The organism is Chloroflexota bacterium (genome assembly GCA_016219275.1).
GTDB lineage: Bacteria > Chloroflexota > Anaerolineae > UBA4142 > UBA4142 > JACRBM01.
In genome coordinates this window covers 1-25662 of sequence record JACRBM010000023.1, presented here as the reverse complement: position 1 = coordinate 25662, position 25662 = coordinate 1, and the positions used below count along the sequence as shown (strand labels likewise).

27 protein-coding genes are annotated in these 25662 nt (G+C 57.4%); 16 read left to right on the top strand and 11 right to left on the bottom strand.

The window, feature by feature from the left end; genetic code table 11:
- Window positions 1–584: 584 nt before the first annotated feature.
- Window positions 585–1775, bottom strand: coding sequence for an MFS transporter (locus HY868_04130; protein MBI5301303.1), 1191 nt, complete (start codon window positions 1773–1775; stop codon window positions 585–587).
- Window positions 1776–2035: 260 nt separating this feature from the next.
- Between HY868_04130 and HY868_04125 the strand changes: the two genes are divergently transcribed.
- A complete protein-coding gene (locus HY868_04125) occupies window positions 2036–2893 on the top strand; it encodes a transporter substrate-binding domain-containing protein (GenBank protein ID MBI5301302.1) in 858 nt (285 codons plus the stop codon).
- Between the two features lie 138 nt (window positions 2894–3031).
- Here the strand turns inward: HY868_04125 and HY868_04120 are convergent, their stop codons facing one another.
- Window positions 3032–3265 (bottom strand): hypothetical protein, encoded by a 234-nt coding sequence (locus HY868_04120; protein MBI5301301.1) that lies wholly within the window; start codon window positions 3263–3265, stop codon window positions 3032–3034.
- Here HY868_04120 and HY868_04115 point away from each other — a divergent pair.
- The 11 genes from HY868_04115 to HY868_04065 all read left to right on the top strand — a co-directional run bounded on the left by HY868_04115 (window position 3246) and on the right by HY868_04065 (window position 14533).
- Window positions 3246–3983, top strand: coding sequence for an amino acid ABC transporter permease (locus HY868_04115; protein ID MBI5301300.1), 738 nt, complete (start codon window positions 3246–3248; stop codon window positions 3981–3983). The two genes, HY868_04120 and HY868_04115, sit on opposite strands and share 20 nt — an antisense overlap.
- A 52-nt stretch (window positions 3984–4035) precedes the next feature.
- Window positions 4036–4815, top strand: coding sequence for an ABC transporter ATP-binding protein (locus HY868_04110; GenBank protein ID MBI5301299.1), 780 nt, complete (start codon window positions 4036–4038; stop codon window positions 4813–4815).
- Between the two features lie 59 nt (window positions 4816–4874).
- Window positions 4875–5588 (top strand): ABC transporter ATP-binding protein, encoded by a 714-nt coding sequence (locus tag HY868_04105; GenBank protein MBI5301298.1) that lies wholly within the window; start codon window positions 4875–4877, stop codon window positions 5586–5588.
- 281 nt (window positions 5589–5869) lie between these two features.
- Window positions 5870–7192 carry a branched-chain amino acid ABC transporter substrate-binding protein gene (locus HY868_04100; GenBank protein ID MBI5301297.1) on the top strand — a complete coding sequence of 441 codons (1323 nt, stop codon included), beginning with the start codon at window positions 5870–5872 and terminating at the stop codon, window positions 7190–7192.
- A gap of 123 nt (window positions 7193–7315) precedes the next feature.
- On the top strand, window positions 7316–8377 hold the full coding sequence (locus HY868_04095) for a branched-chain amino acid ABC transporter permease (protein ID MBI5301296.1): 1062 nt from the start codon (window positions 7316–7318) through the stop codon (window positions 8375–8377).
- Window positions 8378–8388: 11 nt separating this feature from the next.
- Complete coding sequence (locus HY868_04090) at window positions 8389–9804, top strand: branched-chain amino acid ABC transporter permease (protein MBI5301295.1); 1416 nt, start codon at window positions 8389–8391, stop codon at window positions 9802–9804.
- A 123-nt stretch (window positions 9805–9927) separates the two neighbouring features.
- Entirely contained in the window at window positions 9928–10704 is a 777-nt protein-coding gene (locus tag HY868_04085) for an enoyl-CoA hydratase (GenBank protein MBI5301294.1), read from the top strand.
- A 240-nt stretch (window positions 10705–10944) separates the two neighbouring features.
- Window positions 10945–11463, top strand: coding sequence for a hypothetical protein (locus HY868_04080; protein MBI5301293.1), 519 nt, complete (start codon window positions 10945–10947; stop codon window positions 11461–11463).
- A 383-nt stretch (window positions 11464–11846) separates the two neighbouring features.
- Window positions 11847–13061, top strand: coding sequence for a DEAD/DEAH box helicase (locus tag HY868_04075; GenBank protein ID MBI5301292.1), 1215 nt, complete (start codon window positions 11847–11849; stop codon window positions 13059–13061).
- Between the two features lie 86 nt (window positions 13062–13147).
- Complete coding sequence (locus HY868_04070) at window positions 13148–13537, top strand: RNA-binding protein (protein MBI5301291.1); 390 nt, start codon at window positions 13148–13150, stop codon at window positions 13535–13537.
- A 120-nt stretch (window positions 13538–13657) separates the two neighbouring features.
- Window positions 13658–14533, top strand: a complete 876-nt coding sequence (locus HY868_04065; protein ID MBI5301290.1) for an EamA family transporter — start codon at window positions 13658–13660, stop codon at window positions 14531–14533.
- An 81-nt stretch (window positions 14534–14614) separates the two neighbouring features.
- Here the strand turns inward: HY868_04065 and HY868_04060 are convergent, their stop codons facing one another.
- Window positions 14615–15466: a hypothetical protein gene (locus HY868_04060; protein ID MBI5301289.1), complete on the bottom strand. Its 852-nt coding sequence runs from the start codon at window positions 15464–15466 to the stop codon at window positions 14615–14617.
- A 36-nt stretch (window positions 15467–15502) separates the two neighbouring features.
- Here HY868_04060 and HY868_04055 point away from each other — a divergent pair, with 36 nt between their 5' ends.
- The 4 genes from HY868_04055 (at window position 15503) to HY868_04040 (ending at window position 19529) form a co-directional block, all read left to right on the top strand.
- Window positions 15503–16153: a prepilin peptidase gene (locus tag HY868_04055; GenBank protein MBI5301288.1), complete on the top strand. Its 651-nt coding sequence runs from the start codon at window positions 15503–15505 to the stop codon at window positions 16151–16153.
- 115 nt (window positions 16154–16268) lie between these two features.
- Window positions 16269–16802, top strand: coding sequence for a hypothetical protein (locus HY868_04050; GenBank protein MBI5301287.1), 534 nt, complete (start codon window positions 16269–16271; stop codon window positions 16800–16802).
- A gap of 13 nt (window positions 16803–16815) precedes the next feature.
- Entirely contained in the window at window positions 16816–18588 is a 1773-nt protein-coding gene (recN, locus tag HY868_04045; GenBank protein MBI5301286.1) for a DNA repair protein RecN, read from the top strand.
- A gap of 56 nt (window positions 18589–18644) precedes the next feature.
- The gene (locus tag HY868_04040) at window positions 18645–19529 is read left to right on the top strand and encodes a phosphatase PAP2 family protein (protein MBI5301285.1); all 885 of its coding nucleotides are present in this window, start codon (window positions 18645–18647) and stop codon (window positions 19527–19529) included.
- A gap of 9 nt (window positions 19530–19538) precedes the next feature.
- Here HY868_04040 and dinB read toward each other — a convergent pair whose 3' ends face one another.
- The 8 genes from dinB to HY868_04000 form a co-directional block, all read right to left on the bottom strand.
- A complete protein-coding gene (gene dinB / locus HY868_04035; protein ID MBI5301284.1) occupies window positions 19539–20585 on the bottom strand; it encodes a DNA polymerase IV in 1047 nt (348 codons plus the stop codon).
- 51 nt (window positions 20586–20636) lie between these two features.
- Complete coding sequence (locus HY868_04030; protein ID MBI5301283.1) at window positions 20637–21293, bottom strand: Crp/Fnr family transcriptional regulator; 657 nt, start codon at window positions 21291–21293, stop codon at window positions 20637–20639.
- Complete coding sequence (locus HY868_04025) at window positions 21286–21693, bottom strand: cupin domain-containing protein (protein MBI5301282.1); 408 nt, start codon at window positions 21691–21693, stop codon at window positions 21286–21288. Before HY868_04025 ends, HY868_04030 begins: the two co-directional genes overlap by 8 nt.
- Before the next feature lie 200 nt (window positions 21694–21893).
- On the bottom strand, window positions 21894–22508 hold the full coding sequence (locus HY868_04020) for a LysE family translocator (GenBank protein MBI5301281.1): 615 nt from the start codon (window positions 22506–22508) through the stop codon (window positions 21894–21896).
- Between the two features lie 5 nt (window positions 22509–22513).
- Window positions 22514–23536, bottom strand: a complete 1023-nt coding sequence (locus HY868_04015; GenBank protein ID MBI5301280.1) for a hypothetical protein — start codon at window positions 23534–23536, stop codon at window positions 22514–22516.
- 2 nt (window positions 23537–23538) lie between these two features.
- Window positions 23539–24420 (bottom strand): hypothetical protein, encoded by an 882-nt coding sequence (locus HY868_04010; GenBank protein MBI5301279.1) that lies wholly within the window; start codon window positions 24418–24420, stop codon window positions 23539–23541.
- Between the two features lie 3 nt (window positions 24421–24423).
- Window positions 24424–24963, bottom strand: coding sequence for a molybdopterin adenylyltransferase (gene mog / locus HY868_04005; protein MBI5301278.1), 540 nt, complete (start codon window positions 24961–24963; stop codon window positions 24424–24426).
- A gap of 23 nt (window positions 24964–24986) precedes the next feature.
- On the bottom strand, window positions 24987–25229 hold the full coding sequence (locus HY868_04000; protein ID MBI5301277.1) for a hypothetical protein: 243 nt from the start codon (window positions 25227–25229) through the stop codon (window positions 24987–24989).
- Between the last annotated feature and the right edge of the window lie 433 nt (window positions 25230–25662).

The following is a 25662-nucleotide window of genomic DNA, read 5'->3' as shown; positions in this document are numbered from 1 at the left end:
TTGCCATCCCAGGACATTCAAACGGAACTCGCCCATCGCGAAACTCCTTGCTTCCCGCAATGCCGATTGCGGAAAACCAAACGGCATTTTCCGTAACTATTTTGACCTGGTCAGGTCTCATCCATCTATGCCGACTCCTCCTCATTTTTTCTGCGTTTGGCTTTCTATTTTGTCTGATGCAAAAACGCGTGAACATCTTTTACTTGACGTCATCTAGTTTCATATTGTCGAGCGGGCTTTTGATTTTCTGCATTCCACGTTCGGTCGTCTCGATACTACCGCACCCAAGTAATTCCGGAATGTACCCGCGAAGCGTATTCACCCCGTCTTCCAACAAAAACACCTGCCGCCGACGCGCGCACGCGCATCAACAAGCAGGTGCCATAGTTGCTGGGTTCGAATCGCTATTCAATTGCGCTTGCATCCCGCGTGTAAACATCGCGCGCTCCGTGATGAGAAGCGAACTGGATCATACCAGGAACAAAGACAAGCGTATGTGTAAGATTATATCACAATTGACGCCAAGCCAAAATTTCCGCGCAGTGGGCATTCCCATGCTTTGTGGTTGATCGGACATTGGCAAACTACGCGCGTTGTTTCTGCGGCGATTCATCCTTCGGCAACCAGAACGCGAGCAAACCCGCGATCACCGGCAACGCCGCGTTCAGGTACATCGTCGGCAACAGCCCGATCGTATCGGCGGCATAACCGCTCGCGGCAGTGCCCACCGCGCCGGCGACAAACGTAAATCCCAGGACGATGCCGGACATCAACCCCAGCCCGCGCGGAACAAGCGATTGCGCCATCACAAGTGTCACCGGAAACGATGCGCCGATAGCGACACCCAGGAGCGCACCCGAGGCGTACACCATCGCGCCATTCGCCAGCATCAATCCGACTAACGCGGGACCGCTCAGAATCGTCGAAGCGATCAACACGCGGCGACGCCCGAAGCGATCGGAAAGCGTGCCCCCCATCAAACCGCCGACGGCGACGGGGAACAAGACGCTGAACAACACGCGCCCCGAATCGTCGTTCGAGTACCCGAACGACTTGAACACTTGCGGCACGTACGTCGAAACCGCCGCGCTCATCCACGAACGAAAAAAGATGACGAGCGTCAATATGATAATGACCGCGATCGGCGCCATCACTTTCGCCGCGGCAATTGGTTGTTTGGTCGGCGCGGCGTGGAACTGACGCTGGCGTTCCGCGAGCAACCAAAAAATCAGCGCGGCTTGCGCAAACCCCAACACCGCGAACGTTTGCGGCATCAACGCGCCAGTCAACCCAAAGAGCGCAGTCCCGAAAATCGGACCAGTCGAATAGCCGCCGTTGCCGCCGAACATGAAAATCGAAGCCGCGACGCCGCGCTGTTTCGCCGGCACATCCGCGGCGAGCGTTGCGCCCTGCGGATGGAACGCGCCCGAACCCAACCCCGCGATGATCGAGAGCGCGAGCAGAACATAGTAATCATCCACAAATCGCATCACGCCGACCGTCACCGCAATGCCGGCGACGCCCAACACCGCCATCGGGCGATTGCCGCGTTGATCGCCCAGCCAACCGAAAAATGGTTGACTCAACGAGCCGGCGAGACTGTAGACCGTTGAGATGAAACCGATTTGAAAATATGTCAGGTGCAATGTGTCGGTGAGTACGACGAGAATCATCGGCAACATGCCCGAATACATATCCACGCTGAAATGTCCGAGCGTCGCGGCGGTGAGAGAACGATACTGCGAAAAAGTCGAACGCGCATTGTCTAGATTCAATTTAATCCTCCAACGCGCACTATACCATCTTGTTTTTGGCTTGGCAAGTCAAAATCATAGTTTGTGGTACGAACGGATCGCCCACTTGCAATATACGAGCAAGCCGCCCGCGCCACAGAGTGGCATCCATAGAAAATCTTCCAGGAAAATTTGACACGTACCCCCATCTCGGATATACTTGCGCCCAAATTTGCAACCGCGCCGACGCGGTTGCATAACATCATTTCCAGCGCCGGCATTTTTTCTTTGGAGGAGAAGAAGTGAAACGCTCTGTACTCGCTCTCGTTATTCTCGTTGTCGCGTTGATCGTCGTCGCGTGCGCCGCGCCCACCACCGCCCCGAGTTCGTCCGGTTCTGCCGCCAGTGGCATGCCCGATCTCAAAGGACGCACGCTCAAAGTCGGTAGTGACACGACGTACCCCCCATTCGAATCCCTCGACAAGGACAAAAAAGTCGTCGGCTTTGACGTTGAACTCGTCGCCGAAATCTGCAAAAAGGTCAACTGCACCGCGACGTTCAACACCGCCGATTTCGACGGCTTGATGATCGCGGTCAACAACAAGACGTACGATTTCTCCGCGTCCGGTTGGACGATCACCGACGAACGCGCCAAGACCGTGGATTTCTCGCTGCCATACATGCCCAACACCGAAGTCCTCGTCGTCCGCGCCGATGAAGCGCGTGTCAAGGAACCGGAAGATTTGAAGAAACCGGAATTCATCGTCGCCACGCAACTCGGCACGACCAACGCGGTGACCGCTAAGAAATTGGTCGCCGACGCGAACAAGCAGGTTAAGGAATTCCAGGATTTTCCCGCCGCCATTGCCGCGCTCATCAACAAGCAAGCCGATGCCGTCGTGATTGACACCTTTGCCGCGTCGGCATTGCTCGAAGACAACAAAGGCAAAATCAAATTGACCGGCAAGCAATTCGGCAACGAATTTCTCGGACTCGTCTTCCGCAAAGGCGACAAGGAACTCAGGGACGCCTTTGACGCCGGTTTGAAGGCGGTCTACAAGGACGGCACGTGGACCAAGCTCTGCGAAAAATGGTGGAAGGGCATTGACCCCAAACCAGATTGCGCCGGCAAATTGCTGTCCGACAAATTGGGCAAATAACCATCCCTCACGCTACCCTCCCCTGTCGTCCCTTCTCCCCCTGCGATACGAAACAGAGGGAGTTAGGGAGGCAGGGAGGTAGCGCGAGAATTCCCCGAGCGCGTTTCGCCATGGCCGCGAGAAAACCAGCGAGATAATTTACCCTGGCGCGTTCGACCAGACGTATCCTTGTGCGGGCACCACGACGTGACCGCAATTCCTAACTGCGCTGCATTGCAGAGCCGCGATCATCGCGGTGACCGACAAATGCCCAATGTCTGATCCTGACCCATCGTCTAAACCAACCCCGGTTCGCTCGGCGCGCCCCGCGCCGAGTTCGGGTCGCGCTCTACCCATCCCTGGCATCGCCGAGATGCCATGGTGGATTGTCATCCTCGCCATCGTCGGCGTCATCGCGATTGTCGTCATTGCCACAAGCCAAGATTATATCTCGATCCTGCTGATCCTCGGCAGTGGCATCTACCTAACACTGACCGTCACACTCTTCGCGTTTCTCCTTGCGCTCGTCATTGGCTTGGTCGCCGGGCTGATGCGCGTATCGCAGAATCCGGTTCTCAATACGATTGCCACACTCTACGTCGAAGTCGTGCGCGGCATTCCGTTGCTCGTGCAGATTCTGTACTTTTTCTACGTCATCGCGCCATTCTTCGCCGAGCACACACCCGACCCCGTCTCCGGCATTTTTCGCGATGAAGTGATCCAGGGCATCATCGCTCTCGCGATCGGCTACGGCGCGTACCTTGCCGAGGTGTACCGCGCCGGCATCCAATCCATCGCGCGCGGACAAGTCGAAGCGGCGCGCGCGCTCGGTATGTCGTACTTGCAAGCGATGCAGCTCGTGATTCTGCCGCAAGCGTTGCGCGTGATTCTGCCGCCGCTTGGCAACGATTTCATTTCGATGCTCAAGGATTCCGCGCTCACGTCCGCGATCAGCGTCAAGGAGTTGACGCTGTGGACGCGCCAGCGCAGCGCGAACACGTTTCGTCCGCTCGAACACTGGACGATGGCGGCATTGTTGTATCTCGTAATGACCCTGGGTCTATCTTTGATCGTGCGCTATATCGAACGCAAATTTCAGATTCCGAAATAACACCCCTTTAGCCACGCCCTTAAGGGCGTGGCTAAAGGGGTGCGGAGGCAGCATGGCACTACTCGACGCGAAACAAGTGACGAAACGATTCGGTGGGTTGACCGCCGTGGATCGAGTTGATTTTGTGATCGAACAAGGCATGATCGCCAGTTTGATCGGTCCCAACGGCGCGGGCAAGACGACGTTCTTTAATTGCATCACCGGGTTTTATCGTCCCGAAGAAGGACACATTATTTTCGATGGTCATGCGCTCGTCGGACAACGTTCGGATCGTATTACCGCGTTGGGCATCGGACGCACATTCCAGAACATTCGGCTCTTTGCCAACATGTCCGCGCTCGAAAACGTGATGATCGGGCAACACACGCGCACCAAGGCGAACGTGTTCGGCGCGATCGTGCGCGACGGCGGGACAGTCGCCGAAGAGAAACGCGTCGCCCAACGTTCGCGCGAACTGCTCGAATTTGTCGGACTGCGCGGGTACGAGAACGAACTGGCGAAGAACCTGGCATACGGCAGTCAACGCCGTCTCGAAGTCGCGCGCGCGCTCGCAACCGAACCGAAACTACTTTTACTCGACGAGCCGACTGCTGGGATGAATCCGCAAGAGACCTCCGAGATGGTTGGTTTCATTCGCCGTCTGCGCGATGAACTCAAGTTGACGATTCTGCTGATCGAGCATCAAATGAAAGTTGTGATGACGATTTCGGATTATGTGAGCGTGCTCGACTTTGGCGCAAAAATTGCGGAAGGCACGCCCGCCCAGGTGCAAAAAGACGCGCGCGTGCGCGAGGCATACCTCGGCAAAGAGTACGGCGAGATCGCCGCGTAACCCCCTATTAGCCACGCTTAAGGACGTGGCTAATAGGAATCAACAAAAGGTAACGAACTATGCCAATGCTCGAAGTCAAAGACATTCACACGTACTATGGACATATCCACGCGCTCAAGGGCGTCAGTCTCACGGTGGAAAAAGGTGAAATCGTCACGCTGATTGGCGCGAACGGCGCGGGCAAAACCACGACGCTCAAAACGATTTCCGGTTTGCTGCGTCCGCGCCAAGGCGAAATCTGGCTCGAAGGCGAACGGATTGACGGATTGCCCGCGCACGTTATCGTGACCAAAGGCATCGGTCAATCGCCGGAAGGTCGCAAGGTGTTTTCGCGTCTCACCGTGGAAGAGAATCTGCAAATGGGTGCGTACTCGCGCACCGACACCGCCAGCATCGCGCGCGACTTGGAATTTGTCTACGCGTTGTTTCCGCGTTTGGCGGAACGCCGCGCGCAATTGGGCGGCACGCTCTCCGGCGGCGAACAACAAATGCTCGCGATGGGTCGCGCCTTGATGTCGCACCCGCGCGTGTTGATGCTCGACGAACCTTCGATGGGGCTTGCGCCGGTGCTCGTCGAAGCGATCTTTGAAACGATTCGCAAGTTGAACGGCGAAGGCACAACAATTTTGCTGATCGAACAGAACGCGGCGAAGGCGCTCCAGGTCGCGCATCGCGGCTATGTCATCGAGACTGGGCAGATCGTCGTCAAAGACGCGGCTGCGAATCTGCGCCAAAACGAAATGGTTCGCAAATCGTACCTCGGCGAATCGTAACGAACGGACGCCGCCCATTTGTTTGACACGCGTTTTCAAGGTACATATAATTGCCGCAATTTGCGGTTGGGGATTTCTGCCGATCTTTTTCCGAACGCTTGGCTCGACGATGAGACGAGACAACTAAAGGAGGTGAGTCACGCTACCGATGTGGGTTTGAATTGCGAATGCTCGCCCGTGATCGGTTTGGCAAACCGTTTGACGAAGCGTCAGCACGTTTCGCCAACGCGCGCCGAGCACGATGATGTGAACAGACACAATCCTTAAGGAGGAGAAGTCCGATGAAAGCGAAAATTTTGTTTGTGGTACTGCTGGTCGCGTTGATCGCAACCGCTTGCGCGGCGCCGACCGCCGCGCCAACCGCCGCCCCGCCGACCAAGGCGCCGGCGGCTGCGCCGACTACGGCTCCTGCCGCGCCGACTGCCGCGCCTGCGGCGGCGACCAAAGCGCCCGAACCGACCAAAGCCCCCGCGCCAACGACGGCGCCGGCGGCAACGTCCAAGGGCACGATCAAGATCGCGTCGCAAAGCCCGCTCTCCGGCGACCAAGCGTCGCTCGGTGAAGGCATCAAACTCGGCACGCAACTCGCAGTCGAGCAATTGAGCAAGCCGCTCGTGGACCTGGGCTACAAGGTCGAGTACGTTCCGTTCGATGACCAAGCCAAGCCGGACGTGGGCGTGGCGAACGCCAAGAACCTGGTCACCGATCCCGACATCATGGTCGTCATCGGTCACTTGAACTCTGGCGTTGCGATTCCATCGTCCGAAGTATACAAAGATACCGACCTCGCGATGGTTTCCCCCGCGAACACCAACCCGAACGTAACCGATCGTGGTTATGCTACCGTGAACCGCGTCTGCGGTCGCGATGATGTGCAAGGTCCTTCCGGCGCGGAATTCGCGGCGAAAGAACTGAAAGTCAAGTCGGTCTACATCCTGCACGACAAGACGACCTACGGTCAAGGCGTCGCCGAATTCTTCCGCGACACTGCCAAGACGTTGGGCTTGAACATCCTCGGTTTCGAAGGCACCGAAGAAAAAGCGAACTTTGATCCGATCTTGACACCGATCAAAGCCGCGAATCCCGACTTGATCTACTTTGGCGGTCTGTATCCGCAAGCCGGTCCGTTGATCAAGCAAGCGCGCGCCAAGGGCATCAATTCGATCTTGCTTGGACCCGATGGTCTCGACTCGTCCGACTTTGCCAAGCTTGCCGGCGATGCCGCCGTCAACACGTACTACACTAGCGTTGCCGCGCCAGCCGCCGCGTTCCCGGATGCCGCGCAGTTCATCAAAGATTTCAAAGCGAAATTCAACAAAGACCCGCAACCGTTCGCCGCGCACGCGTACGACTCCGCCGCGATCGCGTTGAAAGCCATCGCCGCCGTCGCCAAGGACGCCAAGCCAACCCGCAAGGCAGTCTCCGCCGCGATCCGCGCGACGAAAGATTTCAAGGGTATCACCGGCGTCTACACCTTCAACAAGAATGGCGACCCGACCATTGCCAAGTACTTCTTCATCAAAGTTACATCGGGTGATCCCGCCAAGTGGGACGCCAACCCCATCGCCAAGACGCTTGAAATCGCGCCGCCCGAAAAGAAATAGTCCGCATCACTGAGTGGGAAGGGAGCCGCGTGCTCCCTTCCCCACCTTGCTGGTTGGAGGAACGCGTTGAGAAGTTTTCTTGATTCCAGAGTGTACAAATTTTTGATCTTGCCGGTCGCGCAGATGCTGCTGTACGTCGCGGGCACCGTATTCATTCTGTCTGCGCTTGTGTTGATCCTCGGATTTATTTTCCGCGACATTCGCACTGATTTCAATTTGCTTGAACGGGTCTGGTTGATTTTGCCCCAGGTCGCCGTGGACGGCATCTCCGCCGGTTTTGTGTACGCGATGATCGCGCTCGGTTACACCATGGTGTACGGCGTGCTCGAATTCATCAATTTCGCGCACAGTGAAATTTTCATGGTCGGCGCGTTTATCGGCGCGGAAGTTTTGTTAATCATGAACTCGGCGGGCGTCCTTGGCGCGGTGCATCCGCTGATTCTGCTCCTCCTCATTCTTCTGTTCGGAATGCTTGGGAGCGGCGGCTTGGCAGTGACCGTCGAACGCATCGCGTATCGTCCACTACGCGGCGCGCCGCGTTTGGTTCCCCTCATCTCGGCGATTGGCGTCTCGCTCTTTCTCCAAGACGCCGTGCGTTTTTTCGAAGGCATTTGGCGCAACGAATTCTACCTCACGTATCCCACTATCAAATTTTTTGAACAGCGCATCATCCTTTCCTCCACGATTGATTTCTCGGTCAAGTCCATCATCGTCATTCTGGGCGCGATTTTGATGCTGGTCATTCTCAACTATTTCGTCAACGCGACCAAGATCGGTACCGCGATTCGCGCCGTCGCGCAAGACCGCGCGACCGCCAGTTTGATGGGGATTGACGTGAACCAAATCATCGTGCTCACGTTCTTCATCGGCGGTGCGATGGGCGGCGCGGCGGGCGTGTTGTTCGGCTTGCAGTACAACACGATCAATCCGTTCACCGGTTTTATTCCTGGGTTGAAAGCATTCACCGCCGCGGTGCTCGGCGGCATCGGCAACATCAGCGGCGCGATGCTGGGCGGCATCGTGCTCGGCATCATGGAAGCGTACGGCGCGTCGTACCTCTCGATCTTTACCAGCGGCGCGTTCGGCGCGGAGTACAAAGATATTCTGGCGTTTAGTATTTTGATCATCATTTTGATTTTCCGACCCGCCGGTTTGCTCGGGCAGGTCGTACGGGAAAAGGCGTAGAGGGGGACGCGATGAGCAAATCAACTACGCCCAGTTTGTGGCAACGCTTAATGGCAACGCAGAACGCGCGCATCACGTTCATCTTGGCGTGGGTCGTCATCACGTCGTACCTCGTCGTGGCAACCCCGCGCCAATTGGCGTTCGGTTTGGCGACACAAGCCGTGTTCATTCTCTTTGCCGGTTCGGTGCTCTGGCTTTACTATCTCCAGATTCCGAACGCGCTCAAAGTCGTCATCGGCTTTCTCGTCCTCGGCGTCCTGATTCCGGTCTTCGGCGGATTGAACCAATATTATTTGGAAGTCGCGACCCAGGTGTGTATCTTCTCTGCCCTCGCACTCGGCTTGAACATCGTCGTCGGGTTTGCCGGTCTGCTCGACCTGGGTTACGTTGCGTTCTATCTCGTCGGCGCGTACACCTGGGCGATCTTCGGATCGCCGCAGGCGCAAAAATTCATCCCGCCCGAATTGCTCAAGTTCCCGCTCGCGCAAGAATTTTTCTTTCCGTTCTTTTTCCTCGCAACGTTCCTCGCCGCGCTGACCGGCATCATGCTCGGCTTGCCGGTATTGCGCGTGCGCGGCGACTATCTCGCCGTCGTCACGCTCGGCTTTGGCGAGCTATTGCGCGTCGTCGCAAACAATCTCGACAAGCCGGTGAACATCACGAACGGTCCGCAAGGCATCACGCCGATCCAGCGACCGCCGCTCTTTTTCCGATCCTGGTTCGAGGGCTTTGGCACAGCACTGCACGGCGCATCAACGGGACTCCCGCTTGGACTCGATAAAGTCTTCGGTGGCATCGGTAGTTGGATGGAGAATGCAAACCCCGCGCAGTTGTATCCGATCTACTTTTATTTTCTCGTGCTCCTGGTTATCGCGATCGTCATTTTCGTGTCGCGTCGCGTGAGCGATTCGCGCATCGGGCGCGCGTGGGAAGCGGTGCGCGAAGACGAAGACGCCGCAGTCGCGATGGGCATTCCGATTGTGACGACCAAACTCGCCGCGTTCGCGACGGGCGCATCGTTCGCCGGCGCGATGGGCATGTTGTTCGCGGCAAAGCAAGTGTTCATCAATCCCGAATCGTTCACATTCCTCGAATCCATCGGCGTGCTCGCCATGGTCATCGTCGGGGGCATGGGCAGTATTCCCGGCGTCGTGCTCGGCGCGACCGCGTTGACGGTGCTCAACCTGCAGATTCTCCCGAACATTTCACTCGCCCTGAACAGCATTCGCCAAGCTGGGTACGTCATCCCAGTCATCAACTATAATCTCGCGCAACTGCCGAGTCAGTTCGAGCCTGCCAAGTACCAACGCATGGTGTTTGGCTTGGTGCTCATCGTGATGATGCTCGTGCGACCGGAGGGATTGTTGCCGGCAAAACGGCGGCGCGTGGAGATTCACCAAGACAAGGAAGTCGAAGCGATTGTGTAACCGAATGGGGTTGGAGTGCGTCTCCAGCCCCTTGTTGTTTGAAGAAGACGGAAGACGAAAGACGGAGGACGGATGATTTTCCGTCTTTGGTCATCCGTCCTCCGTCGTGACAAGGAGGACGCAATGACCGCGAATTACGTGTTGATTGAAAACGCTTTGCCTGCGGTAATCGTGACAATGAATCGTCCCGAGCAACGCAACGCGCTCTCGACTGAACTGATGCGCGCGCTGATTACCGCGCTCGACCAGACCAGCGCGCGCGCAGAATGTCGCGTCATCATCCTCAAAGGCGCGGGCGTCGCGTTCTCCGCGGGACACGATTTGCGCGAGATGCTCAATCGCACGCGCGAAGACGAACGCGCGATTTTCGATGTGTGCGTCGAGTTGATGCAAATGATTCAGCGCATTCCGCAACCGGTGATTGCGTCAGTGCACGCCATCGCGACGGCGGCAGGGTGCCAACTCGTCGCGACGTGCGACCTCGCCATCGCGTCCGAGCACGCGAAATTCGCGACACCCGGCGTCAAGATCGGTTTGTTCTGCTCAACGCCCCAGGTCGCGTTAAGTCGTTGCATCGGACGCAAGCGCGCGTTGGAGATGCTGTTGACCGGCAAGATGATTGACGCGGCGACTGCCGCTGATTGGGGCTTGGTCAATCGCGTCGTGCCCGCCGAGCAACTCGACGCGCAGGTGATGGATCTCGCGCAACAAATCGCGTCCGCGAGTCCGCTCACGTTGAAGATCGGTAAGCAATCGTTTTACCGGCAGATTGATTTGTCGCAACAAGCCGCGTACGCGTTGATGGCAGAGACGATGGCGGAAAGCGCGCTGACGTGCGACGCGCAGGAAGGGATGAACGCGTTTCTGCAAAAACGCGCGCCGGTGTGGCAAGGGAAATAGTTCATTAGTCGAATGGTCAAATGGTCAGATTGGCGCAACCGACCCAGGAGGGCAAAGTGGGGAAAATCTTTTTGGTCAGTTGTCATTCGCCGTGTTCTTGGCTATAATTGTGTTGTAGGTAGACAATTGGTAACTGATATTCGGATTCTCACGCGACAAACGATTATCCGACTCGCCCAACGGCGTCAACATGCGGGAACAGGTAGCGCGCCGGCATTTCTCGCAGAAAGGACAGCCCGGATGAAATGGCTCGACCTGACACCAACGCTTGCGCCAATTCACTGGGCTTGTGTTGGCGCGGTAGCGACGCGTTTGTACATGCCTGAACGCGCAACGCGCGATATGGACGCGGCAATTCGCGCTCAAGACACCTTCGCGGCGCGGCAGAAACTGGTGCAAGCAGGATTCGTGCTTCAAGGCGAATTGAGCATCGGCGAATCAACGTGGCGCGCACCGGATGGGCAGATCATTGACGTGATCGAAGGTCGCGACGAGTGGTGGACAGATGCGCTCGCCGAAGCGCAATCGAATCGCGACGAGCAAGGATTGCCCGTGTTGCCACTGCATTATCTGGTCTTGATGAAATTCCAGTCGGGGCGCGTTCAGGATATTGCGGATGTGACCCGAATGTTGGGATTGGCGAGCGCGGCAGACCTGGATGCCGTACGTGTGTTGTTCAAACGTTACGCGCCGAATGATGTGAGTGATCTCGAAAGTTTGATCGCGTTGGGCAAGTTGGAAACTGGCGCGGCAAAGTAAATTTCGTTGCAGAAATTCAGAAATCACGGCTTTTCTAAAGTCGCTTGACTCACTTGCTAACCTAACCCTCAACCCCCTTCCCTATAAGGGACGGGGGCAGGGGGATGGGTCGGCAAATGACTTTTGAAAAACCGTGTTCAGAAATTCCTCCCGCTTGACGAACCGGCGAATGTATGATATAGTATTGACCGTTAGAGCCAAGTAGATTCGGTTAATCAAAGCCGTCCAGTCTTGTGGCTGGTCGGTTTTTCTTATACCTCTTACTATCCCCTAACGCTCGCAAAGAGCACTGTGCGTGATTGAAAAAATGCCCGTGACGCTTTGCGACCGATGTGTCCCTCGCGGTTGTTCACCTCGGCATACTTTCACCGCATAGGAGTTTGATGAGTTTTGGTACTTTTGCACTTGACCCGCGCTTACAACAAGGCGTGCGGTCGTTGGGTTTTACCCAGCCCACACCGATTCAGTCCGCGACGATTCCCGCCGCGCTGACTGGTCAAGATGTATTGGGTTCGGCGGAGACGGGCACCGGCAAAACAGCCGCGTACCTTCTGCCGCTTTTGCAACGCTTGCTCGGTACGCGCATGCGTACACCCCGCGTGTTGATTCTCGTGCCGACGCGCGAACTGGCGCTTCAGGTCACGGAGCACGCACAAGCGTTGAGCGCACACACCGATCTGCGCGTCGCCGCGATTTACGGCGGCGTGGCGATGAGTAATCAGACGAACGCGCTGCGGCGTGGCGCGGATGTGATCATCGCGACGCCCGGACGATTGCTCGATCACATCGAGCGCAAGAACGTCGCGTTCGCGTCGCTCCAGGCGCTCGTGCTCGACGAAGCCGATCGGATGCTCGACATCGGCTTTTTGCCGGACATTCGCCGCATCATCGCGTTATTGCCGCGCGAACGGCAAACGCTGTTGTTTTCCGCCACGCTCGTACCCGCGATTGTGAGTCTCGCCGCGCAAATCACGCGGCGCCCCGCGCGCATTCAAGTCGAAAAGAAAACCACGCCCGACGCGATTGCGCAAACATTCTTCCCGGTGCCGGAACATTTAAAAGTCCAAGTGCTCCAACGATTGTTGTGCGAAAAAGAAATGGACAGCGTCCTGATCTTTGCGCGCACCAAACGGCGCGCCGATCGCGTCGCGCGGCAATTACGCAACGCGAACATTCGCGCCGATGTGATTCACGGCGACCGCTCGCAAGGACAACGCATCGCCGCGCTCGAAGCTTTTCGTCGCGGCAAAGCGCGTGTGCTCGTCGCGACCGACATCGCCGCGCGCGGGATTGACGTCGAAGGCATTTCGCACGTCGTCAACTATGACGTGCCGATGCAAGCGGAAGATTACGTGCATCGCATCGGTCGCACCGGACGCGCGCAAGCGGCGGGGTGCGCGTACACACTCGTCACACCGACGGACGAAACGATGGTCCGTCGCATCGAAAATGTATTGCAACGCAAAATTGAGCGCCGTCGTCTGGACGGGGTTGATTATCGCGCGCCGGCGTTGGTTCAGCCGGACGCCGAAGCGATTCGGCGGTACGTCGAATCGCAGCGTCACGCGCGGCAAAAAATGGTGGCGACGCCGGCATAGTGCTCGCGTCGTCGAATTGACTCGGAAGGAATTGCCGACGCGTAGAGCGGGGCATTTTTTCCAGAACCCAAAAGGAGAGGTTCAAAATGGAATCGAAGTTGTACGTTGGCAATTTGCCTTACAACGTGAGTGAGGACGACTTGCGTGCGCTCTTTGCCCAAGCCGGCGAGGTCAAGGAAGTGTCCTTGATTTTGGATCGCGAAACGCGACGCCCCAAAGGTTTCGGTTTTGTCGAAATGGCGACGGATGCGGACGCGCAAAAAGCGATCCAGATGTTCAACAGCCACGAACTCGATGGTCGCGCGATCACGGTGAACGTGGCGCGCCCACGCGAAGAGCGCAGCGGTGGCGGCGGCTTCCGCGGCGGTAGCAGCGGCGGCGGCGGCGGCTACGGCACGCATCGCGGCGGCGGCTACGGCACGCATCGCGGCGGTGGACGCGGCGGTCGCGGTGGCGGCGGCGGCGGACGCTACTAGAAGCAAAAGACCTGGGAGGTTTTGTAAACCTTCCAGGTCTTTTTGATTACTTGTCTTGCCGCGCAAATCGCGGTAAAATCGCGCTACGTTTTACATGGACGCGACATCGGAGATTGGAATTTGGGGCATTCATCTACGCGGGGTTATGTTTTTGTTTTGCTTGCCGCCATTTTATGGGGCACACTGGGAATATTTTTCCGTTCGTTGTACGACGATTTTGGTTTGTCCGGCTTGACGATTCCATTCTTGCGCGCGGTGTTGACCGGCGCGATTCTACTGACCTGGGTTGCGTTAACACAACCGCGCCTCTTGAGAATTCCGCGCCGCGCGATCCCATTTTTCATCGCGTATGGATTCTGCGCGGTTGCCGCGTTCTATTTCACGTACACCAACGCGGTGATTCAAACGAGCGTGACGACGGCGGTGGTGCTCCTCTACACCGCGCCCGCGTTTGTGACGTTGATGGCGTGGCGCGCGTGGCGCGAGCCGCTCAACGCGCGCAAAGTGCTCGCGCTCGTACTCGCATTCGCCGGTTGCGCGTTCGTCGCGCGCGCATACGATCTATCGCAGTTGCGGCTCAACGCGGTGGGAATTTTGTTGGGGCTGGGCGCGGGGTTCACGTACGCGCTCTACACGATCTTTAGCAAGTTCGCGCTCGCCGAGTTCGAATCGCTGACCGCGCTCGTGTACGCCTTGCTCATCGGCGCGCTCTTCCTCGCACCGTTCCAATCGTTTGATGCGTTTGCGCCGCTCGCGCAGAGACCCGCTGTGTGGTTGTCTCTCCTGGGACTCGTGTTGGGTCCGACGATTGGTTCGTACGTGTTCTACAACATCGGCTTGAAACATGTACCGGCGAGCAACGCGAGTCTCGTCGCGACCATCGAGCCGGTCATCGCGAGTGCGCTCGCGTTCATCCTGCTCGGCGAACGCGTCGAGGTGTTGCAAATACTGGGTGGCGTGATGGTGATTGGGGGAGCGGTGGTCAGTCGGCAGTGAACGGTGAGCAGTGAACAGTAATCAGTATTCAGTGTTCAGTCTGAATACTGAACACTGATTACTGATTACTTAATCCTGGCACTAACCTGGTCGGAGCCAGAACAACAGCACGAGCGCACCGAGGACGATGAGCGCGAATTCGCTGAACACAATTTGGTTCAAGCGATTCCAGAGGTATTGCTGAAGCAAGCCAGTCATCGCGTAGAAAAAAACGAGGAGCAACGCGCCGCCCATAAAGCCGGTGAGATTCCAATAGTTCAACGCCCACACCATCTCGCCGATGGTCAGACCGACGGACGCGGCGAACAACCAAGTGCGGCGAAAATCGGTTTCACTCCCGCGCAGCAATTCGAGCGCAAGCAGCCCGGCGACGATGCCGATCCCGGTCGCGGAAAACAGACTGCGAATTTTCCAACTGTAAATCGTCGCGAAGAAAACGAGCGCGGCAAGATACGCCGCGAGGTTTACGCCAAGGCGCGCCGCGCTGTACCAGTGGTCGTTCAAATCAATCGTGGTATATTCGCCGATGATGACCGCGACGAAAAAAACGCCGGTGATGACGATGCCCGCCAAGCCGAATCCGCCGTTCACGCGCACATTCACAAACGACAACATGATCGTGGACGCGATGACGATGAGCGCGGGGAGAATCCACAAGATAAAAATGTACCGCGTATCGGCGAGGTGAATGCGCGGATGTGCGCGCGCGATGCCATTCACGCCGGCGGCGGTGAGCGCGGCGAGCACGAACGCGATCAACCACGTACCCGAAATCGTCAGCCCGGCATCCGAGCCGAGGAACGAAAACTGGATATGTGCGGAAGGCAGCTCGAGGACGAGCGTGAGCGTCAAGCCGACGAGCACCAGACTGGTCAGCAAACTCAAACGGTCAAGCGGAATAAAGGTGCGTTCGACGTGGGATTGTTCTAGCATGGGCGCATCATATTCGCCGAAAGGATTTTTGTCAAAATGGAAATTGTTTTATTGATTGGATTGGGTCTCCTTGTCGGCGCAGGCATTCATCGTTTAGCCGATGCGCTACCCACGCGCGCACCCGTGTGGCGGATTCCAAATCGCGCGCCGCTCGTCATCCTGGGAACCGCGGCGCTGTTCGCGTTTCTCTGGGTGTACTACAGTGCGACAGTGCAACTCGCGCTCGCGTTGATTTACACGGCGGTGCTCGTGCTCGTGTTGGTGATTGACTACGAGCATCGTTTGATTCTCAACGTCGTCATCCTGCCCGCGATTGTGTTCGCGCTCATCGCGAGTCCGTTCACCAAACTGGGTTGGATGTTGTCGCTGCTCGGGGGCGTGGTCGCGTTCGCGTTCGTCTTTGCGATTTACATCGCCGCGCCGGTGTTTTCGCGTTGGCGCGGGCACACACTGGCGGTGCCGTTCGGCTTTGGCGATGTCAAACTCGCCGCGTTCGTCGGCATCATCACCGGATTTCCGATGTGTGTTTATGCGATGGTCGTCGCGATCCTGCTCGGCGGGTTTGCCGCGATCGGAGTGTTGCTGTATCAATTTGCGCGCACGCGGCGCGTGAATACGGGCGTACCGATTGCGTACGGTCCGTACTTTTGCATCGCCGGCTGGCTGCTAATGGTATTTCGCATCTGATTATTTCGTGGTAAAATACGAATCGAAAATTTGTTCGGAAAGAAAACGGCTCAACCTTGCGAAGGCGCTTGCGCGAAACCTTCGTAAGGTTGGGCTGAGTATCGGAGAAATAAGAATGCCGACGGCTGTCTATTGTGTGAATCATCCGCAAACCGAAACATTGTTGCGCTGCAACAAATGCGGGAACCCGGTGTGTATCAAATGCGTCGTCCGCACGCCGGTCGGTTATCGCTGCAAGACTTGTCTGAACGTTCAACAATCTGGGTATTACACCGCGACCGCACTCGATTATGCGATTGTCGTCATCGTCGGTTTGATTCTCGCCGGCATCGGCGGCGCGATTGCCATGGTGTTGAGCGGCATGTGGTTCCTCGCGATTTTCTATGCGCCCGCTGCCGGCGGTGCGATGGCGGAAATTATTCGGCGCGCGATCCAAAAACGACGCGGCAAATTTATCGCGTGGGTCGCGGCAGGCGCGACGGTTGTCGGTAGTGTGATAGGCGCTGGCGCGCTGCCGCTGTATGCCGCGTTGACGAGCGGGCGCTTTGTCTTTGCCTTGCTCGCGATTCCGGCGACGTTGTTCAACCTGGGCTTGATCATTTACCTCGTGCTCGCAGTGAGCACGGTCTTCGCGCGTCTGCGCGCCTAGTCAGAGGGGATTTATGCTAGCCGAACTCGATATTGCGAATTTCGCGATCATAGATCATTTGCATTTGCAATTCCATCCTGGGTTCAACGTGTTGACCGGCGAGACCGGCGCGGGCAAGTCCATCATCATTGACGCGCTCGGCACCCTGCTCGGCGGACGCGCGCAGAGCGAATTCGTGCGCGCCGGCGCGGACAAGGCGCGCGTCGAAGCGATGTTTACGCTCGATGCCGCGATGCGGATGGACGCGTTCGCGCTCCTCGACGAAATCGGCGTGGAGCACACCGAGGATGCACTCATCATCACGCGCGAGATTTCACGCGAGGGACGCAACGTTTGCCGCGTGAACGGACGCGCGGTGACGCTCACCGTGCTGCAACGCATCGGCGAACGTTTGATTGACATTCACGGACAGAGCGAACACTTGTCGCTGCTGCGCGTGCGCGAGCACATTGATTTTCTCGACCGCTATGGCAACCTCTGGGAGAGTCGCACGCGCGTCGCCGAAAAAGTCAAAGCGATTCGCGCGGTGCGGAGTGAACTCAAACGCTTGATGGTGGACGAGCGCGAAATCGCGCGGCGCGTGGATCGCTTGACGTACGTCGTCGAAGAAATCACGGACGCCAATTTGCAAGACGGCGAAGAAGAGGCGCTTAAGCAAGAAAGGGAACTTTTGGGAAATGCGGAACTACGCGCGAATCTCGCGGATCACGCGTACCGCGCGCTATACGGCGAAGGCGAGGACGAAAAAGGCGCGATAGATATGTTCGCCGAAGCGTTGCAAGCCGTCACGGGTTTGGAAAAGTACGATCCGTCGGTGAAAAATTTGCGCGAGCAAGCCGAAGGGGTTGCCGCGCAAGCGGACGACCTCGCGCGTTCGTTGCACGCGTATCGCGACAACGTAGACCACGACCCCGCGCGGCTCGCGCAGATTGACGAGCGGCTCGATCTGATCTTTCGCTTGAAGCGCAAGTACGGCGAAACGATCGCCGAGATCATCAAGTACGGCGAGAACGCCGCGGCGGAACTCGCAACGATTTCGCACAGCGAAGAACGCATCGCGGAGTTAAAAGACCAAGAGGCGCAACTGCTCAAGCAGATCGCCGCGCTCGCCACGGATTTATCGCACGCGCGTCGCGAGGCGGGCGAACGCTTGGCGCGCGAGATCGAAGCGCAACTCCAAGACCTGGGCATGGCGAAAGCGAAATTCGGCGTCGCGCTCGAACGTGCGGACGACGCGAACGGCGTCGAGGATGCGGAACAGGGCAAGCGCGTCGCGTTCGATGCGACCGGGATTGATCGCGCCGAATTCATAGTCGCGCCGAATCCGGGCGAGCCGCTCAAACCGCTCGCGAAAATCGCGTCGGGCGGTGAAACATCGCGCTTGATGCTCGCGATGAAATCGGTGCTCGCCGTCGCGGACAACACACCGACGTTGATCTTTGACGAGATTGACCAGGGTATCGGCGGACGCACCGGCGGCATTGTCGGCAACAAGTTGTGGGCGCTCACGCCGAGCGCGCAACGCACCGATGGTGTGCCGCAACATCAAGTGCTGTGTATCACGCACCTGCCGCAAATCGCGGCGTATGGCGACACGCATTTCAAGATTCGCAAAGAGGTTGCCGGCGAGCGAACGATCACCCAGGTCCAGCCGTTGAAAGAGTCGGAACGCGTTGACGAAATCGCGCAAATGCTTGGCACGGAAACCGCGACGACGCGTAAGAATGCGGAGGAGTTATTGAATGAAGTTAAAAGTCAGAAATCAAAAGTAAAAAGTAAATCGTGATCCACGATAAATTCACATGACAATTGTCCGTAACATCGTACACTGAGGAGTCACCGATGACCGACCTGCTTCAAGCACAAATCGCGTTTACGCTCTGGTTCCAATCCTTGAATCCAGCGCTCGATGCTGTTTTCAACACGTTCAACCTCTTGCAGTCCGAAGAATTCATGTTGCTTGTTTTGCCGATCGTGTGGTGGTGTATTGACAAACGGATCGGGGCATCGCTTTTGATTCTGTTTACCTCTACCGAATTTCTCTCGCGCTTTCTCAAGAATGTGACCGGCGAAACGCGCCCGTATGATCTGGATCGTCGTGTGCGCGATCTCGATCACCAACCCGATTCGAGTTTCCCGAGCGCGGGCACGCTGGATGTATTGATCTTGTGGGGTTATCTCGCAACCCAGTTTCGCAATCGTGCGTTGTGGGTCTGGGCAATTTGCGCGGTGGTGATGATCGCATCTGCGCGTGTGTATCTCGGCGCGCATTATCCGACCGATGTGCTTGCGAGTCTCCTCATCGGTTTGCTCGTTCTCGCGGTCGTCGTGCGCGGGAGAGTGGTCGAGCGCTTCGCCGCGCGTCCGCGCGTGATGTTGTGGGTGATGGCGATTGGCTGGCCCCTCCTGCTCGCCGCGATCATGCTGAATCCCGAATCCGCTGTTTCGCTTGGTGCGATGCTGGGTTTTAACATCGGCTTGATGATCGAGACTCAGGTCGTGCGGTTCGATCCGCGCGGCGAGTGGTGGAAGCAAATCGTGAAATTCGCACTGGCGCTTGCGATAGTAATGGCTTTGCGTCTCGGCATCAAACCGCTTTTGCCGCCAGGCGACATCTTTTCGTTCATCCGCTATGCGGTGATTGGTTTGTGGATTGGCGTGGGCGCACCGTGGATGTTTGTGACGATGCGGCTCAGTTCCTCTCTCCGCAGGGGAGAGGTTAGGTGAGGCAAGTCCTCACACTTCCAACTCCATCTGCCACACGCCGGATTCTTCAATCAAATTGTGCGCGCCCACGCCGACTAGGCGGAGGGCGCGTTTTTGGTCCCAGTGTTCGCGCAACAAACGCATCGCGCAGACTTCGATCTCGTCAGCATCAGCGGTCGGCGCGCGCAAGGTTGTTTGTCGCGTAAGTGTTGTGAAATCGCCATAGCGCAGTTTCAACACGACGGTGCGCGCGAGATAACCCTCGTGTTTCAATTCGTGCGCAACGCCCGCGCTCATGTCCGCGATCCATTTTTCGATTTGCGCGTGATCGCGAATATCGCGCTCGAACGTATTTTCCTGGCTCACCGATTTCGGCTTCCAATCCGTCACGATGCTCGAATCGTCGCGCCCGTTCGCCGCGTCGTGCAAGTAAACGCCGGTCTTGCCGAACGCCGCGCGCAGTTCTTCAACCGGCACGTGCGCCAGATCGCCAATCGTTTGCACTTGCCAGCGCGCGAGTTTGGCGCGCGTCGCTTTGCCCGCGCCCGGAAGTTTGTCAATCGGCAAGAGCGCGAGATAGTTCGCTTCCTCGCCCGGCGACACGACGATCAACCCGCGCGGCTTGACCATGTTGCACGCGATTTTCGACACGAGTTTGTTGCTTGCGACCGCGACCGTGCAATCGAGTCCGACTTCGTTCTTGATGCGCTGTTGAATTGCGCGCGCGACTTGGACCGCGTCGCGGTCGGGCTCGATTTCGACGTACGCCTCGTCAATCGAAACTTGCTCGACGAGCGGCGAATGCTCGCGCAGAATATTCATCACGCGTTGCGAGTACTCCGAGTAGACGCCGCGACGCGGCGGCACGATGATCGCCTGCGGACAGAGCCGGACTGCTTGCGCAAGCGGCATCGCGCTATGGACGCCGAATTTGCGCGCGGGATAGGATGCGGTCGTGACCACACTGCGCGGTCCATCCCACGCGACAATGAGCGGTTTGTCTACTAGTTCGGGGTTGAGTAAAACCTCAACCGACGCGAAAAACGCGTCCAGGTCGAGGTGAAGGATTTGTCTCATTGATTAAATGTAAAAACCCGAAGCGGGCAAACCGCCTTCGGGTTGATTACCTCACACCAACTTTTCCAAGCCCTTGCGATCCACGATCACAATTTTGCCGCGCTCGGTTTTGATCAGCCCTTTCGATTCCATCTGCCGCAGAGAACGTCCGATCATTTCGCGCACCGTGCCGAGTCGCGATGCCATTTCTTGTTGCGTCAACGCGGGTTGGCGACTCGTCGCGGTTTCGAGCAACAGTTTTGCTAGACGCGCGGTTACGTGCCGCAACGCCAAATCCTCGACGAGCGTGACGAGATGGCGTATGCGCGCACCCAGGTTACGAATCACCGCGAGCGCGACTTCGGGACGGCGCGTGATCAAGTCCACCACGCTCGCGCTCGGTACGATCCAGAGCGTACTCGCCTGGACTGCCGAGACGTTCGCTGGGTTGGGTCCGCCGTCGAACACCGCGACTTCGTTGAACGATTCGCCGGGACTCATAAAGCGCAAAATCTGTTCGCGTCCTTCATCCGAGAGTTTGTAGATTTTCACCAATCCCTCGCGCAATATGTACAAGCCCTGGCACGGCTCGCCTTCGAGAAAAATAATCTGGTCTTTATCGTACGACCGCTCGACCAATGTCCGCGCGAGGCGTTCGAGTTCGACATGATCCAGCGCGACAAAGTACGGTTGGCTTTTCAACGCATCGAGCGCGGCAGTACTATCCACTACTCCACCTTTTGCCGATCAACGGCAATCGTTTGAGCAGCGCGCGCAGAACCATCTTTGCGGCGCGTCCCGCGTACACGCGTTCGTGGACCGTCTCGCGCACGATCCATTCTTCGGTGCCATCCGCGCGAAAACCATGCTCGATGCCGGCAGGCACGTAGAGAATCGTCCCAGCCGTGCCGCGCACTTCGCCGCCGTCAATCAAGATCGTGCCCTCGCCTTCAAGCACGTCGAATACTTCGTCGGTATGTTCGTGGCGATGATAGCGCACGACCTGACCACGCGAGAAACACAGCAGGCGACCGAAGAACGCGTCGCCGTCGAATAGATTGAGATTGACAAGTTCCTTGTCTGAAAATTTTTGAATCTTGCGGCGGTCTGCGATGAACGGTTTTGTCATGCCCTCTCCCAGAAGCGAGCAATTTGGAAAATTGCCCCACAATTTCACATGATTTTTTTTGATCGGCGAACATATTGTATGAAAAAGATTTTTTCCCACGAAGCGCACGAAGATCACTGAAAAATGTTTGACAAATTCGTGCCGTTGGTGTCCTTCGTGGGAGAAAGAATTTTCTAGATAATGCTAGTCCTCTTTGTTTCTCAAACACTCCACAACGATACGAGCGCGACAAGACCAAAGACGGCGACGATCACGCCAGACACGCGATTGACCCAGCCGAGTGCGCGTTGATCGAATTTGTTGCGAAACAATCCGACGCCGCCGCTCAACGTGAGCCACCACAACGCGGAACCGAGAAACACGCCGGCGACGAGCATCGCCGCGGCGACGTAATCGCCCGCCGCATTCGCCAATCCAACGCCGGCAAAAATCGCGACGAAAGACAAGATCGTCATTGGGTTGGTCACAGTCAGGAAAAACGTCGAGGCGTACGCGCCGAGCAAACCGCGTCCTTCCGCGCTCGCCGCGCGATCGGCGGGTTGCGCGAGAAATGTCCGCACACCCAGATATAACAGGAACGCGCCGCCGATCAAACGCAGCCACATTTGTTGGCTCACGAGCGCGCTCGATACAAGCGTCAGTCCGAATCCGGCAATCGTGCCGTACATTGCGTCGGCAGTTGCCGCGCCGAGACCAGACACCAAGCCGGCGGCGCGTCCCTCCGCCAACGTTCGGCGAATGCACAGTACGCCGATCGGTCCGACCGGCGCGGCAATCGAGAAACCAACCAGGATGCCAGTGAGAAACAATTCCATCGCGACTAGACCTCGAACCCGCGTGCCAAATATTTGCGATACAGTTCCACATTCCAATCGCGCGGTTGCGCGTCGCGCAATTCGCGCAGCGCCGCCAGATCCAAATCGGCGACGATCACCTCTTCGACATTCGGCGTATGGGTACGCGCCACAAACGCGCTCGTCGTTTGGCGCAGTCCGACCGGCGCGAGGATCGCACTCGGACCGCCCCAACTCAATCCAAACAATTCGGTCACCGCGCGCGCTTGCACGCCGAACGCGAGACTTTCTTGCGCGCGGCTCGCCATGCCGCGCAAACCGGCGGTGGCTTCGTTCGCACGCGGCTCGCCGCTCGCGGACAAGATGATATCTGCGCCGCGCAACATGGCTAGACGCGCGGCTTCCCAGTATTGGCAATCCGCGCCCAGCAAAACACTGATCTGCGCGAAAGGCAAGGTCAACACGCGCAAATCTTCGCCGGGAATCATCCAGTCGGCTTCGTGCTCGGCGGCGAACAACTTGTCCCAGGTTCCGGCGCGCCGACCTTCGGGGCTGAATAGAAACGCGGTGTTGAACAATCTGCCCGCGCTGTCATTCGTGATCGTCGTGCCCATCATCACGTAAACGCTGAATCGCGCAGCGAGCGTCGCGCCAAGCGTTTCAAAGAGGCGTTGGCTCAACGGCAGAAACGCGCGCGTGTCCGGTTCCGCGATGACCTGGGCGAACGGCGCACTCAACCCGGCGAGATCGCGCAGACTCGGCAACAATCCCAGCAACGGCAGACCGCTGTATTCGGGAAACACGATCAGTTGCGCGCCGCGCTCGACGGCTTGCCACGCGAGCCGTTCGCATTGCTCGACGAACGGCGCGACCTCGTGCACCAACAAGAGCGGCATTTGAATCGCGGCGACCGTGACGCGATCGCGCGTGGGCAGGCGCGGACGCTGCGAGGCGCGTTTGCTCAATGCCGCGTTCACCGCGCGCGGATTAGCTTTGAGCGCGAGCGACGCGCGTAACGCGGCAGAACGAAATTGACCCTGAAGCGGCATCGCTACATGCCTCGATACGCCCGCGGCAATTCGCGCGCGAAAAATCCGCGATGGTTGCGCGCACCGTTCAACGGGCACGCGTCTACCTCGAGCGGCGCGGTGACGACGCACTCGTCATCGGCGACGGTGGATTGCGCGACAATTCCCGTACGCGCACGGGTCATTTCAATCGGCGCATACAAGGCGGACTTGCCGCGAAACTCGCCGACCGCGCACGCCTGCGCGCCGCACACGCCATTCGTCTGCGTCTCGCGCCAAAGGTCGAGCAACAACGCGTCGTCGTTCCATGTCGGATATGCGGCAGGATGCAATAGTAGATTCGCGTTTTGCTGAACGAGAATTCGCGCGACTTCGGGATACGCCACGTCCGTGCCGACGACGATGCCGACACGCGCCAAGCCAATGTCCCACACCGCGAGTTCACTCCCTTGATCCAAACCCCAGCCGATTTCGCGTGGCGAACGATGCGTTTGTTTTTGCGCGCCGACAATGTGTCCCTCCGGCGAAAACAGATACGCGGTGTTGAACAACCGACCGCCTTGCCACTCGACCACCGTGCCTGGCGCGATAAACACCCGCGCGCGTTCAGCGAGCGACTGAAACAAGTGGAGATAAAAAATCCGGATAGTCGGCGCGGTCGCGCGCAACAAATCACCGACGGTCGCGAACCTGCCCGCGCGCGCAATCTCGCCCAATGCGAGCGTCTTTTGTTCCGACGGCGCGGCGACACCCAACAGCATCAAGCCGGCATAATTAGGGAGCACGACCACTTGCGCGCCATCTTGTACGGCGCGCTGAATCGGCGGATACACGCGGTCGTAAAATTCTTGCGGTGAACTCGCGAGCGTGAACGCGAGTTGGACGGCGGAGACGGTGATGCTCATGGATTAGTCGCTCGCCACTTCGCGTTTGCGTTCCGCTTCGTCGAGCGGATTTTCGTACGTATGATGATCGCCCGGCGCGCCGCGCAATAATTCGATGGCGTGCGGCAACGCGGGCAAAATCACCGCGAGGTTTTCGCACGCGGCTTTTGGACTGCCGGGCAAATTCACGATGAGCGTATGCCCGCGAATCCCGGCGACCATGCGCGTCAACATCGCGTAGGGCGTTTTCTGCAAACTTGCCGCGATCATCGCGTAAACCAAGCCCGGCGCTTCGCGTTCGATCACCACGCGCGTCGCTTCGGGCGTTACATCGCGCGGCGCAAAGCCGGTGCCGCCGGTTGTCAAAATCAAATCGAGTTTCGCGTCGTCGCACCACTTGAGCAGTGCGCGCTTGATCTCCATGAATTCGTCCGGGACGATGTGGTACAAGTCCACATCTTCGCCGAAATGTTGGACGACCATTTCACGCAACGCGGGACCCGATTTATCTTCGTAAATGCCTTGCGACGCGCGGTCGCTGATGGTGAGAATGCCGATACGCATGAACAACATCCTATCCAAAGGTTCTAATCGAAATCAAAGTACGAACTTTGAAAACCTTTGGTTTCAATATTTCTACCCGATGCATCGAGCCGGAAGCGGTCTAGGCGAATTCCATCGCCGATGATCTTTCCATCTTCATCTCTCGCGACACGCGTAATCCATTGATAGCCAAAATCATAATCACCTTTGTTAAACCAATCTTGCGGATAAACTTCAACTATTTGCTTATCAAACGAAAATCCGAATATCGCGCGATTATTTTCCATTGATTTTTATTCTCTATCTCACAATTTCCAAGGACTAGAATTTCACCCCAATCCGCAAATGAACTTGGGCTTTCAATATGGTGTATTCCTGGCAAGACCTGCGATTGAAATGTAAATACCGCCAATGGTCTACCAAAGAAATACACAGAGGGTCTTTTTTTCTTGATCGGACGAGCATTCGATTCAAGATCTAAAATCTCGTCCATCGCTCCGAGCTGAAATAGAAAAAAATTTATGGCATTAGCATCTTCGTACCAAACGAGCATACGATCATCGCGTCGTGGTTTGGCATAACGGAATGTGTCAATAGGTTTGGTACAACTCTTTTCGGAATTTACTGAAGTGGTGCCGCCACTTCACCCGCTGGTTTGGGCGGATTGATCCAGACCGCCACAGGCAGTTGAGCCGGCACTGGTGGATGTTTCACGAACCG

Bases quoted from the DNA above. Each gene is read 5' to 3' on its own strand.
- HY868_04110 (MBI5301299.1), top strand. From the start codon at position 4,036: ATGGCACTACTCGACGCGAAACAAGTGACGAAACGATTCGGTGGGTTG.
- HY868_04105 (MBI5301298.1), top strand. From the start codon at position 4,875: ATGCCAATGCTCGAAGTCAAAGACATTCACACGTACTATGGACATATC.
- HY868_04015 (MBI5301280.1), bottom strand. From the start codon at position 23,536: ATGCCGCTTCAGGGTCAATTTCGTTCTGCCGCGTTACGCGCGTCGCTC.
- HY868_04060 (MBI5301289.1), bottom strand. From the start codon at position 15,466: ATGCTAGAACAATCCCACGTCGAACGCACCTTTATTCCGCTTGACCGT.
- HY868_04080 (MBI5301293.1), top strand. From the start codon at position 10,945: ATGAAATGGCTCGACCTGACACCAACGCTTGCGCCAATTCACTGGGCT.
- HY868_04075 (MBI5301292.1), top strand. From the start codon at position 11,847: ATGAGTTTTGGTACTTTTGCACTTGACCCGCGCTTACAACAAGGCGTG.
- HY868_04090 (MBI5301295.1), top strand. From the start codon at position 8,389: ATGAGCAAATCAACTACGCCCAGTTTGTGGCAACGCTTAATGGCAACG.
- HY868_04020 (MBI5301281.1), bottom strand. From the start codon at position 22,508: ATGGAATTGTTTCTCACTGGCATCCTGGTTGGTTTCTCGATTGCCGCG.
- HY868_04100 (MBI5301297.1), top strand. From the start codon at position 5,870: ATGAAAGCGAAAATTTTGTTTGTGGTACTGCTGGTCGCGTTGATCGCA.
- dinB (MBI5301284.1), bottom strand. From the start codon at position 20,585: ATGAGACAAATCCTTCACCTCGACCTGGACGCGTTTTTCGCGTCGGTT.
- HY868_04120 (MBI5301301.1), bottom strand. From the start codon at position 3,265: ATGACAATCCACCATGGCATCTCGGCGATGCCAGGGATGGGTAGAGCG.
- HY868_04025 (MBI5301282.1), bottom strand. From the start codon at position 21,693: ATGACAAAACCGTTCATCGCAGACCGCCGCAAGATTCAAAAATTTTCA.
- HY868_04085 (MBI5301294.1), top strand. From the start codon at position 9,928: ATGACCGCGAATTACGTGTTGATTGAAAACGCTTTGCCTGCGGTAATC.
- recN (MBI5301286.1), top strand. From the start codon at position 16,816: ATGCTAGCCGAACTCGATATTGCGAATTTCGCGATCATAGATCATTTG.
- mog (MBI5301278.1), bottom strand. From the start codon at position 24,963: ATGCGTATCGGCATTCTCACCATCAGCGACCGCGCGTCGCAAGGCATT.
- HY868_04115 (MBI5301300.1), top strand. From the start codon at position 3,246: ATGCCATGGTGGATTGTCATCCTCGCCATCGTCGGCGTCATCGCGATT.
- HY868_04095 (MBI5301296.1), top strand. From the start codon at position 7,316: ATGCTGCTGTACGTCGCGGGCACCGTATTCATTCTGTCTGCGCTTGTG.
- HY868_04000 (MBI5301277.1), bottom strand. From the start codon at position 25,229: ATGGAAAATAATCGCGCGATATTCGGATTTTCGTTTGATAAGCAAATA.
- HY868_04010 (MBI5301279.1), bottom strand. From the start codon at position 24,420: ATGAGCATCACCGTCTCCGCCGTCCAACTCGCGTTCACGCTCGCGAGT.
- HY868_04055 (MBI5301288.1), top strand. From the start codon at position 15,503: ATGGAAATTGTTTTATTGATTGGATTGGGTCTCCTTGTCGGCGCAGGC.
- HY868_04040 (MBI5301285.1), top strand. From the start codon at position 18,645: ATGACCGACCTGCTTCAAGCACAAATCGCGTTTACGCTCTGGTTCCAA.
- HY868_04050 (MBI5301287.1), top strand. From the start codon at position 16,269: ATGCCGACGGCTGTCTATTGTGTGAATCATCCGCAAACCGAAACATTG.
- HY868_04070 (MBI5301291.1), top strand. From the start codon at position 13,148: ATGGAATCGAAGTTGTACGTTGGCAATTTGCCTTACAACGTGAGTGAG.